At 37.3% G+C, this 14,512-nt stretch carries 11 protein-coding genes and 1 pseudogene; 6 read left to right on the forward strand and 6 right to left on the reverse strand.

Going from position 1 to position 14,512, the window contains the following annotated elements:
- The first annotated feature begins 5 nt into the window (after window positions 1-5).
- Entirely contained in the window at window positions 6-620 is a 615-nt protein-coding gene (locus H540_RS0109890) for a recombinase family protein (protein ID WP_028400511.1), read from the forward strand.
- A 984-nt stretch (window positions 621-1,604) separates the two neighbouring features.
- Here H540_RS0109890 and H540_RS0109895 read toward each other — a convergent pair.
- Both H540_RS0109895 and H540_RS0109900 read right to left on the reverse strand, forming a co-directional pair.
- Entirely contained in the window at window positions 1,605-3,608 is a 2,004-nt protein-coding gene (locus tag H540_RS0109895) for a hypothetical protein (protein WP_028400512.1), read from the reverse strand.
- An 803-nt stretch (window positions 3,609-4,411) separates the two neighbouring features.
- A complete protein-coding gene (locus tag H540_RS0109900; RefSeq protein WP_028400513.1) occupies window positions 4,412-5,296 on the reverse strand; it encodes a tyrosine-type recombinase/integrase in 885 nt (294 codons plus the stop codon).
- Window positions 5,297-6,174: 878 nt separating this feature from the next.
- Between H540_RS0109900 and H540_RS0109905 the strand changes: the two genes are divergently transcribed.
- Window positions 6,175-7,341 (forward strand): LAGLIDADG family homing endonuclease, encoded by a 1,167-nt coding sequence (locus H540_RS0109905; RefSeq protein ID WP_162144531.1) that lies wholly within the window; start codon window positions 6,175-6,177, stop codon window positions 7,339-7,341.
- Window positions 7,342-7,376: 35 nt separating this feature from the next.
- Here the strand turns inward: H540_RS0109905 and H540_RS32005 are convergent, their stop codons facing one another.
- Window positions 7,377-7,526: a hypothetical protein gene (locus H540_RS32005; protein WP_211241889.1), complete on the reverse strand. Its 150-nt coding sequence runs from the start codon at window positions 7,524-7,526 to the stop codon at window positions 7,377-7,379.
- Window positions 7,527-8,291: 765 nt separating this feature from the next.
- On the opposite strand from H540_RS32005, the pseudogene H540_RS33105 reads away from it, so the two are divergent.
- Both H540_RS33105 and H540_RS35520 read left to right on the forward strand, forming a co-directional pair.
- A pseudogene (locus H540_RS33105) lies at window positions 8,292-8,378 on the forward strand (transposase); the annotation flags it as partial.
- Window positions 8,352-8,480: a hypothetical protein gene (locus H540_RS35520; protein ID WP_425388096.1), complete on the forward strand. Its 129-nt coding sequence runs from the start codon at window positions 8,352-8,354 to the stop codon at window positions 8,478-8,480. The pseudogene H540_RS33105 and the gene H540_RS35520, both read left to right, overlap by 27 nt.
- 494 nt (window positions 8,481-8,974) lie before the next feature.
- Here H540_RS35520 and H540_RS29395 read toward each other — a convergent pair whose 3' ends face one another.
- Window positions 8,975-10,441: an exo-alpha-sialidase gene (locus tag H540_RS29395; protein ID WP_245592209.1), complete on the reverse strand. Its 1,467-nt coding sequence runs from the start codon at window positions 10,439-10,441 to the stop codon at window positions 8,975-8,977.
- A gap of 1,193 nt (window positions 10,442-11,634) precedes the next feature.
- Between H540_RS29395 and H540_RS0109920 the strand changes: the two genes are divergently transcribed.
- On the forward strand, window positions 11,635-11,886 hold the full coding sequence (locus H540_RS0109920) for a hypothetical protein (RefSeq protein WP_155890998.1): 252 nt from the start codon (window positions 11,635-11,637) through the stop codon (window positions 11,884-11,886).
- A gap of 912 nt (window positions 11,887-12,798) precedes the next feature.
- On the opposite strand, the gene H540_RS32015 is transcribed toward H540_RS0109920, so the two are convergent.
- Together H540_RS32015 and H540_RS0109935 are read right to left on the reverse strand one after the other, a co-directional pair.
- The gene (locus H540_RS32015; RefSeq protein ID WP_081415090.1) at window positions 12,799-13,149 is read right to left on the reverse strand and encodes a tyrosine-type recombinase/integrase; all 351 of its coding nucleotides are present in this window, start codon (window positions 13,147-13,149) and stop codon (window positions 12,799-12,801) included.
- 740 nt (window positions 13,150-13,889) lie between these two features.
- Window positions 13,890-14,069: a small acid-soluble spore protein H gene (locus tag H540_RS0109935; RefSeq protein ID WP_028400518.1), complete on the reverse strand. Its 180-nt coding sequence runs from the start codon at window positions 14,067-14,069 to the stop codon at window positions 13,890-13,892.
- Window positions 14,070-14,299: 230 nt separating this feature from the next.
- Between H540_RS0109935 and H540_RS0109940 the strand changes: the two genes are divergently transcribed.
- A complete protein-coding gene (locus H540_RS0109940; protein WP_028400519.1) occupies window positions 14,300-14,488 on the forward strand; it encodes a hypothetical protein in 189 nt (62 codons plus the stop codon).
- Window positions 14,489-14,512 lie beyond the last annotated feature (24 nt).

Here is a 14,512-nt window from a genome sequence, read left to right on the forward strand (position 1 = left end):
GAAAGATGGAAAATCGTAAGTTCGGATACATCCGTGTAAGCGCAAAGGATCAGAACGAGGCACGTCAACTGCAAGCAATGAAAGAAGTCGGCATCAGCGACAGAGACATTTACATCGACAAACAAAGCGGAAGGGACTTCAATCGTGAACAATATCAACTGATGAAACATCATTTACGAGCAGGAGACGTTCTGTACATCCATTCCTTAGACCGATTCGGTAGAAACAAAGAGGAAATCTTGAACGAATGGACGGACATCACGAAGAATATTAAAGCAGACATTATTGTTTTGGACATGCCATTACTGGATACTACAAAATACCAAGACAGCTTAGGGACGTTCATTTCTGACTTGGTACTACAGATATTATCATGGTTAGCGGAAGAGGAACGCGAACGTATTAAGAAGCGTCAGAGAGAAGGTATTGACGTTGCGCTACGAAATGGTACGAGATTCGGCAGACCAAAGGTGGAGATAACAGACGCATTCATTGCGGTATATACAGAGTGGAAGGTAGAGCGGATCACGGCAACAGAGGCGATGAGAAGGGCGGACATGAAGCGCACAACGTTCTATAAGCTTGTAAAAGAATACGAGTCACAACATGCGAACCAATAACGGTTCGCTTTTCGTTTGTGGTTAGTACGTAGTAGCTGTCATTATTTCGCTGATCTCTGTAACGAAGGGGTGCCACCCTATCACGAGAGAAGGCCCATATGTTATATCGTCATACGCCTAATGATAAGAGAACATGGATGTCAAAGTTCGGAAACTCGATGAGCTGCCTCGATAAGTTAAGGACTTATCTTTCCTATTTAATAGACTTACAAATTATGGATTTAAACTATGGTGTTTTGTATCTTACGCTTACTTGAATGTATAGAGTCATTCTTCCTGTACGGCTCATTACGATTCTTCTCCGCTTTCTTTGTTACTGGTATCGAACTTTATATTTATTGATAATAGTTAAACGGTAACATAAAGAGATGGTGCAAATTCTTGTCGTTACTAGATATTCAATAAATGAAATGTTGTTATCATATAACCTTACTCTAACGGTAACAAACCTATTTTGAACATAGGGTTATTCATTGCCAATAACGTAGATTGAATCTACCTTTTTCAACATCTAGCAAGCAGAGGTACATTTTGTAACGCTGTTCGCCAGTAACCGATTGTTACGGATCATCCCCCCTCCCCACCGCCACCCTATCACAAGAAAGAGGGGGCATCGTCGCGGCGCCTTGCCTGATTGTAGACAAATATGAAAGCCAAACCCTGAACCTTCGGGGAGAGGATCCCCCAAATTAGAAACCTAATTTACAGTTTTTCACTATCAGTATCCGAGTTATAAACATATTTAACAAAGTCACAAAAAATCGATTTTCAAGCTGGAACTAACTTTAAAAAATCTCATTTAACTATTGTTTTTATGTGAATTTTGTCCACATATAAATTTGCTACAGTAGCGAATTTAAAAAAATAAGCAATAAAAATAAGCTCACCACCGGTTTAAGTGATGAACTCCACTTTTTTCCTCTAATGCCCACATGTAATTTTACTTATGCCTCACTGAGGATACCTCAATATATCTTTACTTTTTTAAGCATAAAAGTTATCAATAATTCTAAACGCTTTTTTCTTATGTAGGTATATTTGATTAACTGGTATTACCTCATCTTCAATTTCAGTGGCGAATTTTTGAAAGTCCATCTGCCAAGGATTATCTAAGAAGTTTAGCAATTTATTTGAGGTGAGTTTCCCTTGAAAAACCCCCTTCATTTTTGGTGGCATAAACTGTGTTGTCCTTCCATTTTGAAAAATAGTAGGCAATCTTTTATACAGTAAAGTGGTGAAAATTGTATAGTCAGTTATGATTACTCCATCTATATCTAACTTACTAGCTAACTTACACGAATAGATAACCATTCTATATATTTGTCTCGGCCTCCAATCGGATGTATAAGTACTCCCATGCTTATTGTTAAACTCATCAATTATGTAGTTTAGATTTGAACTGTAAAAATCACAGATTCTGTTAGTTTGTTCTATATCTCCAGGGATCTTCTGATTATAAAAATCGTATCTCTTTCTTTGTGTAAGGGGCTGAACCGTATGTTTACATTCACACAGAAATAAATCTTTTCCCAAAATAAAAGCAACATCACACTGGTATTCTTTACCTTTGATCTTTCTTTTAATACTTACTGCTGGAATTTTATTCGTATTCAAATCGTTAAGAATTCTATCTTCAAAGCAATAACCTTTAAAATCAAGATTCATATCTTCCTTAGCTGCCATCGAGATAAGTGCTAAAACGTCTTGAATCCTACTAGCTACTGATGGAATCGTTATTATTTTTTCACCAATTTCAATAAATGGGGAATCAAACCAATCTACAGAGTTCTTTTTAAACCTAAATTTATCGCAGATTATCTTTGCACTTTCTTCATCTATTCCATGCATAGTAAACAATTGAACCCACTTATCAACGGTTGATACATAAAGCCAATTATCGGGAATACTATGTTCAGGGAAAAGGTTAGTATTTAAAAATTTTCTATTATAATGTCTAACTACAGCGTATGCCCTTAGCCATTTTACAATTTCAATACCTTCAACTTTGTAATCCAGTTTTTCACTTGAAAAATATTCTAAATACTCGTTATATGAGGCCTCTTCTGATTTATCCAAAAAAGATTCTGGCGCTAATACCTTAGTTAGGGATAGCTCTTTTACGTCTCTATTTCTAGCATCATAGCTCCATATATTATGTTGTCTAAATGATTCAAACCTTTGAGCTTCGATAGTCTCATCTAAAAAGCTTTTTAGGCTTTTAGGCATTATTTCCACATTTTTCTCATCTCGTTCTAGAACTTCATAATTTCCAAATTTCCAGTCTTCAAATAAATCAAATAGAACAGTTCTTAGATCAATTAATTGAAAGTAATTAAATGATTTCTTGATATCGGATAAATCAATATCTCTATCATGTTCGCAATATTTAAATTCATTGTTATTGTAAAGATAACCATAAAAAATAAAAGCTTGGACGACTTTACTTGCTTGTTGAAAAAGGAGATCAATAACATCCGTAAATTGGTTAGCTGATAACTCCTTAATTCCAATTGTTTGACCGTTAATATTTCTTTGTATATCCATATTTCCGTAAAAATTTTTATTTTTTCCACCATTAAATTTAAGATCATTTAGTGCCCGTACATAGAACTCGAATGCTATAAGAAATGCAAAAAATTTGTTTTCGTCAGCAACCTGTGTCACTTCTTCAAACTGATCATTTGAATAAAAATCACGGAATAATTTATTCCACGTTTTTAACTCCTGATTATACTTATCAACAATGTGTCTCTTGTTTTCTGTTGATGCTTTTGAAGAGATTTTAGGAAGAATATCCAAATACTTGTTGTATGATTTTGAATTCGGATAAGCATTTACCCCAAAACCGTTACCTTTAAGAGCAATTAATATATCTTCTAGCATATATTTTTCAATAACAGAGTCAAACTTATAATTGTTTTTTCTATCATTTAAAACACTCATTAATTCATAAAAAACCCCACTTTTCAACGTTTCACCAGCTTTCATACAATTTTATTTAAGCGCCAGCATTAACCACAGAATATTAAACAAAATCGGACATGTTAGCTAATTAAACTAACATTAGTAGCCTTGACTTGTTTACCGAAAAAAGTAAGCAACACCCGTTGAAATCCAGTGAGTGATAATACCGGCATAGAAATGTAAGCTTCCACCTAATTATACTACCATTTAATCAGTATATAGGCGTTTATAATGGAAAAATCTTAAAGAAACATTAAAGTTGTTTAATTAAAAAATATGCTTTATTTTCTATAGAAACAGTCAATTGAACGTTGCTATTCACCAGTAAACGTCTGAAGGAGTTGAAACATTACAATGAGGTGACGGATCAGCACGGAGGGGGCTACCCTATCACAAGAAAGAGAGGTCATTGTCACAGCAGCTATGCCAAGCAGTTGGTGAACGTGGACACGAAACCCTAAACTTTGGAGAGCTATCCAACAATCATAAGAGGAAGTGGCTACGTTAATACATACGAATCTAGGTTATGACACCGATTGATACCTTGACATTACTGTACCGATAAAACATTATCAATACTATTAAGTTATGACACTATGGAGTGGTATCGATTAGCACATAGTCCGTTATTGTTTCACTGATCCGATGTTAATGCATGGACGAAGGGGGTTACCCTATCACGAGAGAGAGGGGTGCAGTGTCACAGCGATATGCCTGATTGTAGACGAACATGGATGTGAAACTCGAAACCTTTATACGTGAAGTACGGAATAAGGTAAATGATAGTTATAAACGAAAAAGACCCTTCGTAATGGAAGGGTGTGGTGTCACTCATACAGTTTGTCGAGAGTGGTGTATATGCTATTTAATTTGGGCTTTACATATTTTTGCGTTGTGTTCACAGAAGAATGACCCGCTAAATGTGCAGCGGTTACAAGGTCGATACCTTGATCCGTTACAAGGGCGGTTAAATAAGTGCGTCGTGCCATGGTTGGGTGAATGCCGTACTCTTTTAATGTGTACTGAATGTAACGGGTAGAAATTCTCCTATTAAGACGTGTAATAAAGAGGGCTTCATTTTCGTCATCACGGGATTTAAGATACTGTTCAATATACTGGGTAAACTTCTTCGCAATAGGGACTTCACGAGCCTTATTGCCTTTACCCTTATGAACTATAACAATACCACCATCGCCATGGTAACGTAAGTCAACGTCTTTAATATTAAGTGCTGCAACCTCAGCGACACGAAGTCCTGCACCAAACATTATTGCTAAGAGTGCCAATTTGCGTAAGTCTTCGTCCTTCTTAATCTGTGCTGTTGATTTGCAGCTCATTTCATGTTCAATTCTGCTAAACAACTTCTTTACTTCATCGTTAGATAAACACCTAGGCGAGGTAGCTGATTCCTGTTTCTTTGGATAGCGGATATTATTGACAATAGATAGGTCGTCTTTCATGTACTTTGCTAATGTTTTAATTTCGTAGTAAATTCTTTCTATTGTCGTAGCGGCATGGTCAAGACTTTCTAAGTATAAGATGTATTGTTGTACCTGTTTGCGGTTCACAATCCTGATATTGGAATCGCGTTTCTGTAGCCATTCGTCAAATCTACGTAGATCATTAATATACATTGTAACGGTGTTTTCGCTCTTGCCGCTTTCTGATAGACTAGCGGTTAACATATTGAAAAAGTCCTCATTGCTTTCCATATCTTAGACCTCTTTTCCGTAAATTTAGTTGTTTCAAAATTATGAAATGTTAATATTTTGTAATGCTAGTATACTGCACGAAAGAGAAGAAAAGAAATGTTTTGCGCAATTAATTATCTGATAAATTTTCGACATTGAAAGTAATTGCGGTGGAAGTATTGGAGTGTGCTTTATATACGAATGTCGATTAGAGTAGACGAAGGGAAACGAAAAATAAAGCGTATGGCTCAAAATTGTGTTCTGTTTGGAATTTCATTTCCTCAGAAAACTGACGGTACTCTCCGCTAGTTTATGAATGGCTGTAGGTTAACGAAAGGGAAGAGATCGAACGTAGAGCATATAACTTTCTATAAGTTAATAAAAGAATATGAGAAATAACGAAGCTAATCGAGTACGATTGGCTTTTTCTTTTGTCTACGACTGTCTCAAATACGTAACTTTCGTTGTTTCGTTGATCCGATGGCAACTAAGAGGTACGGGGGTTACCCTATCACAAGAGAAGGATCGACGTTAATATCGCATATTGCCTGATAATGGACGAACATGGACGCCAAATCTTGAAACTTTGGAAGGCATCAAACGAGTAGTCGTCATTGACTCATGGGAGTGTCCCTATATTGGGGAAAGCAACCAGTCGGGAAATAACAATCAACATCCAGGTTAATTACAAGACAGTTGACTTTTTTATTGTGCTACCAAATACTGTTTCAAACCCATAATTGTAGTGGGGTGTGCAGGTTTCGAATTAATTAAAGCGAAAAATAATATCTAAAGGTGTTTATAATCTAGGTATAAACTATTTTGATGAGCATTCTACTTATTATACTTCCATGTTAGTGTTTCTAAATATATTGGAGAGTGATGTTAGGGTGCAAAAATTGGCATTGCGAGAACGATTACCGAAAGAATTAGCATATGAAATGTACATAGAAAGGAATATGACTAAAAAGGAAATTGCTGAAATTTTTGGGGTTTCTTCTGCAACCGTTGAAAAGTTGTTGAGGGAATATGGATTTAGAAAAAAACAGCTTAAGGATAGAATTACTAAGGAAGAATTATTTGAACTGTATGTTGTAAAACATTTATCCACTTATGATATTGCAAAGATGTTTAATGTAACAAAAGGCACTGTTTTAAATCTTATGGACGAGTACAATATACCGAGAAGGAATGAAAAAGAGTCTCACTATAAATATTCTATTGAACATATTCATGGTGTGACAAAGGAATTACTTGAATATTTATATATTAAGCAGGAGTGGTCTATTCAAATGATTGCTGATGCATTGAGGCTAAGCTATTCATCTATATATAGATGCCTTAATGAATTTGGTATTCCTACTAGAGATTTATCTGCTGCTAATAAACTAAGATATAAACATGATCCTAACGTAAATATTGCCTTTTTTAAAAAGATGACGCCGGAACTTGCATATATACTAGGATTGTTGGCTACTGATGGAAGTGTCGGGGACAATGGAGAGATAGGAATTGGTTTAATAGATGAAGATGTAATTAATTGGGTAGCGAAGACAATTGGATATAATCGAAAAATATACATATTTCATGACGGCGATGAAAATCATAATGTACGCTACTGGATAAGATTTACAAGTAAAGAGGTAGCGGATTTACTAAGAAAATATGAGATTGTCCCAAGAAAAACTGACAAATTAAAGTTTCCTTCACTACCAAATAATATGCTCTGTCATTATATAAGAGGGGTTTTTGAAGGGGATGGGATGATAGTGCTAGGAGAAAGAAAAAGAAAAAGAGGGGAAGGTGTTACGTATAATCCTGAAGCAAATATTGTATCTGCGTCTATTGAGTTTATTGAAGGGGTAAAAAAGGTCATAGATGCTGTATTAAATATTGACTATAAAATAACGTGTAATAGTCGGGAGGGTCGTAAGGGTATTCTTTACGCTTATAGAATTTACAGTAATGATAATGTTCGCAAATTTGGAGAGTGGTTATACAGAGACGGAGTATTTGGTATGGAGCGTAAATATATGATATTTCGTACTCTTGGTTCTAATATTTGAATATATTTAACAAAAACGTCATCCGAAGATGACGCCTAACGTAGTATTTTTCGTTCCTTATTCAGCTTTCTAATAACGGTATTTAGCGGCGAAAACTTATCATGCTGATTAATCAGCGCCTGCTTCGATAAATGCGTATATCGCATCACCATACGTAAATCAGCGTGACCAAGCAGCATCTGCAAATGACGTATATCTTCTCCACCTACGTCTAAAAATTACTTGTCCAACGACATGGACATGTAGCGTTGCCATAATGCACATCAACAGGTGATCGTGTGAAGAGAATTTGTGAATTTCGGCGGCAGAACGTAAGAAAACGCTGAATTGACGCCATATCTCGTGAATCAGTTCGTAAATAAAACAAAAAGCACGACTCAAAGTCGTGTTCCTCTGGAGTGCCGGTTCGACCCCGGCCACCGGTATCATTTATTTACGAAAGAAAAACGAGAATGCTCGTCATATCAACGTTTTCGGCGTTCCTGCTTAGGTAGGGACGCTTTTTTTGGTTGCCCTGAAAACAGTCTACGAATAAGTTCAAATCTGACGCACCTGTTAATACGCAGTGGAGGTCGAACAAGTCGATGAGCAGGAGAAAAAACGTGTTGGATCAACGGGAAATACGGATTATGGAGGCAAAAGTTCAGATATACGTAGAGTCGTTTGCATCTGCGTTGGATTTATTTCTAAAGGACTGTGAGATACGAAATTTACGTCCCCACACTATTCGTTACTATCAGAATGAAATACATGCGTGTTTGAACCAACTATATATAACTGACTAGTTTCTTCATCTTCTGTGCTTTAAGTTATACTCGTCCGACCTACACGCTCAAGAAGGCAGATCCCAAGAAACAGCGTACGTTCCGACATCAAATTACCTTGATAAAAAAACTGCTGACCAACGACATGGTTCTTCTCTATCAAGATGAGACACATGTGCGAGCGTATTAGTATACCTTCCGCCGTACTCGCCGAATCTGAATCCAATTGAGAGACTGTGGAAATGGTTGAAACAACAGGTCATTGCCAACCGGTTTCATCCCACACAAGCATCCATTAAAGAAGCGGTACAAGGATTTTTATCAGACATCGCTGCCATTCCCCAAGCCGTGCTTCGCCGGCTTGGGCTGCATTAAGCCACATGTCGAAAAGACAAGTCAGTTATATATAGATCAGATAAGACGGGAATTCGTAGAGAAGACTAGGGAACGTTATGAAGACGAATAAAAGGGAGCCACCCCATCACAAGAGTGACCCAAAATGACATATAGCACTTGCCTAGTGATTTACGAATATTGACGTGAATCTTGAAATTTCGACGAGTTGACCTCACGAATCGTTAGCGTGTATCCCTGCATTTCAAATTAGAACTTTAGGCACTTCCTTCTTTACACGAACTAATTAGTGGAATTGGTTTTAAAAAATTTTTGGAATCTGAAATTTCGAAGGGTGTTTTAAGAGGGTTCAGGTTATATTTTAATTGATTAATTCTAAACGAGTAAAATACTTCCTGAAAGCAAACGTGGCCAAATCTGCATTATGAGCTGGAGACACTGTAAGGTAAAGCAATGGGTTGTCCTGCTGTTAGATACATCCATCATTAGATATTTGCAACGAAAATGACTATATCTCAATGCTTTCTCTTACGTTTATGGCTACGTTTCTGACTACGTTTCTGACTACGTTTAGAAGAGCGGTTGGAAGTTCGGCCGGTAGTCAGTCCAGTTAGTTCGAAGAAGACATCAGGGTTAATCTGTCCACGTAGAACATTTCGATTATCACCCCAAGAATGGAGCAGTGTATCGTCAGGACCTGTAACAATTTGATTATAATCACCCATATAGCAGATATTAACCCCAGGATCCTGAGGTGGTCTAGTAATGGCCACTGGAGAAGACGGATTACTGATCACTGATTCTAGACTTAAACCTTTAGTAACAGAGAATGTTTTCCTAAATATCCCGAATGTTCCATTGCCGACTCCACCAACTCCTGCTGGATCATTAAAGCGGTTATACTGAATATGCGCTCCTTTAGCGTTAGCAGCTACTGAAGGGAAAAATGCAAATGATGAATGGTCCTGTGTGACATTCAATGGTGGTGACCAAGTTGCACCTTGATTCTTGCTGAATGCCAGAAAGACATTAATGAAAGTCTGCCCATTGATAACTGTACCAGCATTCCATACAACATAAATCGTGCCATCAGGACCAATGGAAGCTTGAGGAAATTCAAGATTCCTGATATCCCTTTGTTGATCTACAAAAATTACTGCACGCTGAACGTCACATTGTACAACATTGTTTGCTGCTGCAGCGAAAGGCAGGGAAACTGCTACGTCCGTATTCAGTGGAAAAGTATTTCCTCCGTCTGTTGATTTGATCATTCGAATAGTCCTATTTGGCTGCCCCAATAGATTAAAGTCGTTTAATACTTGTTCATAAAACACATAAATAATCCCATGCTTGTCTACTACCACGTTAGCCCCTCGAACAAATGTATTGGCATTTGGAGGAGAAATGATATCCTTATCAGTAATCAAACCATTTAACGTAACACCGGTTGTATATTTTGAGAAACGAATTTTAGCATTACCACCTGTACTCGTAAAATCAGTCCACACAACATACAGTGCCTCGTTTCCTGGTCTATTTACATCAGGTCCTACTGTAATCCACTCTTTATCTTGAGTGAAGGTACCATCAACAGGGTTTTGTCCTCTTCCAACCACTTGGGGCGGATTCATCGTGATCTTTTTTGCGTTAACAACCCCAGTCGATACACTAATAACATCTTGCCTGTTGCCGTTGACAACTTCTTTCCCAATTTGACCATAATAGAATACACCATTTTTATCTACTGCGATAACAGGGTCACCGCTATTGACGCCACCTGGATTTAATGGTAGAGAACCGCCATCTGTCCAGTGTTCACCTAAATCAGCTGAAAAAGCAAATCCTGAAAAGCTGTTTGGGTTATTTGAATCATTAAACCCATAGAGAATGAAATCTTTAAAATGGGCTAGGCTTGTTTCACTTTGAGTTATGCGTGGAAAATTAGCGTCATCTAGAGCCTTGCTGTTAACTTGTTTTACCATATTTTAATATTTTTACCACCTTCCTTAGTATTTATTGACTTAGAAAATAGACGATAGTTTGGTAATAGAATTATCTTTCTCTAAAATCAATCTACTATATTGTATGAAGATGGCGAGAAATGGAAGAGACGCTTGTCCACGGTTATTAGCACATTTTTATTGTAGAATACATTCATATTGGTAATTTTGTATGGTTCTAACTTAATAGAAAGTAAGTAGTTCCGTAGTTTTAGAGTAGAAAGCAGGAGAGATTACCTCAACTGAGGAGATGAGTAGGACTGATTACGATGAGGACAGCGTTCAATAAGCTAGTAATAGAATATGAGATGAAACAGGCGAGCTGGTAACGGTTCGATTTTCGTTAATCCGTTTTCAGGAGTTAGCGCATACAGATCAGCGGATGGGAGCCACTCTATCACAAACAAAGGGGTGCCCGTTATATCGCATTATGCCTAATGATGGACGAACATGGACAAGGAATCTCGAACCCTTGACGGTCGAGCAAAGGAACGCCACCCCCGTCTTAACGAAATCTGTCCGTTTACATAGTCGAATTCGTTTTAAAAATTTTGCGGTAAATCGTAAACCTCGGGGGATGTACATCACTTTTCATAGTTGATATAATGTATGCCAACAGGTAATCGTGCGAATGAACTTTTTCGATATTAGCAGTCGAACGTAAGAAAACGTTGAATGGACGGCATATCTCGTAATTATTTCGTAAACTCATAGACGCGCACGACTCAAAATTGTGTTCTATTAGGAGTTTCATCTTTTCGGAAAACTGACGGCATTCTCCGCTAGTTTATGAATGGCTGTAGATTAACGAAAGGGAAGAGATTGAACGTAGAGCATATAACTTTCTATAAGTTAATAAAAGAATATGAGAAATAACGAAGCTAATCGAGTAAGATTGGCTTTTTCTTTTGTCGCAGCAAGCTGTAGTTTCACTGATTCGACGACAATGAGGGTGCTACCGTTCATAATTAGACAATGCATCTCTATTCCATTAGGTAAATTCTTACATTAAATATACAGAATCTTATAATCTGATAAATCTTTTTGTTTTAATATTTACATGTAAAACGAAAGGGGTGTTAGGTATGACTGTAAACGTAAGGTGAAAAGGAGAACGACTCTTTGTGGCTGGATGTGTAAGAGCGATATTACGTAGGGATACTTCTCGGAAACATATGTTAGTTCTAGATAATAATAATAAGTTGTACGTTACTGTTATGGAGCAACCGATTCAAAATGTTAAAGTGTGGGGGCAAGATGGTACCGAAGTGATGTATTTATGTATCATAGGGGAGGAACTAATTGAGGATTTTTACCGCAAAGCGATGGAAGACACAAACCCAAGAGAATGGGCGAGAGATGCTGTTGAATACGTGTTAGAACAAGGAAAGAGAACAGCTTCGTGGTTATACAAAATCCACGTTTAAATCGTAAGAAATATGTTAGAGATAACGGTGGAGGTTACTAAACTTTATAGAAATGTAAAAGAATACGAGGAGAAGTGAGGAGAAGTATCGAGCGAACTAATAGGTGGTTCGCTTTTTCTTTTATCTATGAACAACTGTATAACAGAGACGACATATAAGCAGCCCCTGCCACCCATAGACAAACAAAGCCCCCATGTGATGCCGACCTACGCCGAGCGATACATACAGATGGAAACGAAATCCCGAAACTTTAGCGAGTTGTCTGTAGTTTAAATGTTTATACCTGCCAATTTGCCAGCCATGACTTCACCAGCATTGAGGTACGAATAGGTACGGCAGGGGCTACCCTATCACAAGAGGAGACGTACATGTTATATCACAATACGCCTGATGATGGACTAACGTGTACGCCAAATTTCGAAATCACGATGACTTCCCAAGTTAGGAACCCAGCCACCCCTGTTTCGTAATAGATTTCCCTTTGAAAAGGGCTTCTCATTTGATAGCAATATGAGAAGATACAATAGTCTATAGTATATGCTTATCAGGTAACTTTGCTTTTACGAAAATATTCCGCTCCACCTTTGCCTTTAATTTTTGAGCTTTCGTTACTTCTACTTATTTTTAAGTTGATAATCGTTACTAGTGCAATTAGCCTGTGGATAACAAAAGATTTATCATTGTACTAAATATCACGCAGTGAATATCGCAAAAGCTACCGTAACCACTGATATAATAACGATTACTTTCGAAGGAGTCAGCCGATGGTGGAACGGATAGCACGTAAGATTCCGGTTCTTAAGATGTGGGTGCCAATTCCTAACAGGGGTGCTAGAACCGTCATTTTTAAGATTTTTTACGGTAAATTTCAGAACTTCAGTTACAGAAAAAAACGCCATCCGAAGATGACGTCTAACGTAATACCTTACGTTCCTTATTCAGCTTTCCTATTACAGCATTCAACGGTGAAAACTTATTATGCTGATTGATTAACGCTTGTTTAGATAGATGAGTATACCGTATTACCATACGCAGATCAGCGTGACCCAGCAACATCTGTAAGTGACGTGTATCCCCGCCTGCTTCTAGAAACATCGTAGCGCTCGTATGCTGAAACAGGTGGGGATGTACATTCTTCGTAATTCTTGCTCGCCTTGTATGTACCTTTATTCGTTTATGGAAATGGTTATGATTCATTAGCTTGCCGTAGTTGGTGACAAAGATGTCCTCCGTTTTAAACTCTTCAATTAGTTTCTTTTTTATATATTGAAACTATCCAACAAAATGTTGATTGCGTACAGGTACACCTGATATAATTTAAAACAATCACACAAGAAAACGTTGATACCATTGAATTTTTAGGAACGTTTAATACGCAATTACAGGAAAGCGCAGCGGAACGAGCGTATGGCGCGCGCTGAAAGCGACAAATCAGCTTGGCGTAACGCGCGGACAACTCGTTAAAAAAGAAAATGTGAGCCGGACAAACGCTCGCTAAACCATACGCTAAAAATTGGAACAAAGAACATGAAAACGTACGGGTATGGCTCATTCCGCGCTATTCGTATGATTGCTGAAATGAATAAGGAATCAATAACAATGACAGGAGGGTCTCTTAATTGAGGCTCTCCCTTTTTCGTATATTGGAGCGGATGATTGAACATGGGGTCAGCAAGGGATTTGAGTTAGAATTTTATATAGTTGCTCAAAAGATACTAAGGGAAATGTATCTAGCAAGGGTGCTGTAGTCATTGGGTATGGTCCTCTATATAAGACGGTTATGGAATTTAATTCTAAAAGAGAAAGAATCAAGGGAGGTACATACATAAGGATGAGAGAGGTGGTTACAGTAGGCTTGTTCGCTGTACAAAACATGCATCTAATTTAAGGCTCTGTTTAAAGAGTATTGTTGTTTTTCTTCTTAAAACAATTGACCTTAATTAAACATAAAAACACCACATTTAGTGTGGTGTTTAACCAAAAGTGAAGAAATACTTGACAAATTAATGTTCCATTAAGCTGGATACAGAAACACTTTGTTTATTATTTGGTTCATCAAGGGGATGGATTGTAGCTGTTCCTTTTTGTGCATCCACATGCTCAATGTAGATGGGTTTCCCATTACAGGTTACATTAGCCATAATTGGTGAAGAAGAAATTTCTTGTGCTCGTTGTGCATTCATTATAGCCACCTCCTTTTGATTTGCAACAGTTATAATATTTACTCTAAATTACTTAGATATACTTATCTTCTTTTTTATATATTGAAACCATCCAACAGCGAGCCGTATTGTGTTTATATTCCAAAGACGAATAAGAAAAAGAAAATCATATCCTAAGATCAAAACCCTTCTTTGATAAAAGAAGGGTTTTGACGTGATATATGTAATTATGAATAGGGGGAGGGAGAAGGATGAAGAAGAATCAATTTCATTGCTGTGCGACCTGTAAGCATTTCCGTGCGGTTAAAGAGGATTCGAAAATAAGCTATTTTTGTTCTCGATTGGGGTATGAAACAAAACCGGATTATGTATTCAATTGCTGGGATCCGAAAGAGCGTGTTAAGAGTTTGATGAAGAAAAGGGAGAGGGACAAGCAGTAAAAAACGCACAATTCTATAATTTCA

The sequence above is a fragment of the Ectobacillus panaciterrae DSM 19096 genome (genome assembly GCF_000430785.1).
Lineage (GTDB): Bacteria > Bacillota > Bacilli > Bacillales > Bacillaceae_G > Ectobacillus > Ectobacillus panaciterrae.

Excerpts from the sequence above, each read along its gene's own strand:
- H540_RS29395 (WP_245592209.1), bottom strand. The coding sequence starts at position 10,441 with ATGGTAAAACAAGTTAACAGCAAGGCTCTAGATGACGCTAATTTTCCA.
- H540_RS0109920 (WP_155890998.1), top strand. The coding sequence starts at position 11,635 with ATGTTAGTTCTAGATAATAATAATAAGTTGTACGTTACTGTTATGGAG.
- H540_RS0109890 (WP_028400511.1), top strand. The coding sequence starts at position 6 with ATGGAAAATCGTAAGTTCGGATACATCCGTGTAAGCGCAAAGGATCAG.
- H540_RS0109940 (WP_028400519.1), top strand. The coding sequence starts at position 14,300 with ATGAAGAAGAATCAATTTCATTGCTGTGCGACCTGTAAGCATTTCCGT.
- H540_RS0109935 (WP_028400518.1), bottom strand. The coding sequence starts at position 14,069 with ATGAATGCACAACGAGCACAAGAAATTTCTTCTTCACCAATTATGGCT.
- H540_RS0109900 (WP_028400513.1), bottom strand. The coding sequence starts at position 5,296 with ATGGAAAGCAATGAGGACTTTTTCAATATGTTAACCGCTAGTCTATCA.
- H540_RS0109895 (WP_028400512.1), bottom strand. The coding sequence starts at position 3,608 with ATGAAAGCTGGTGAAACGTTGAAAAGTGGGGTTTTTTATGAATTAATG.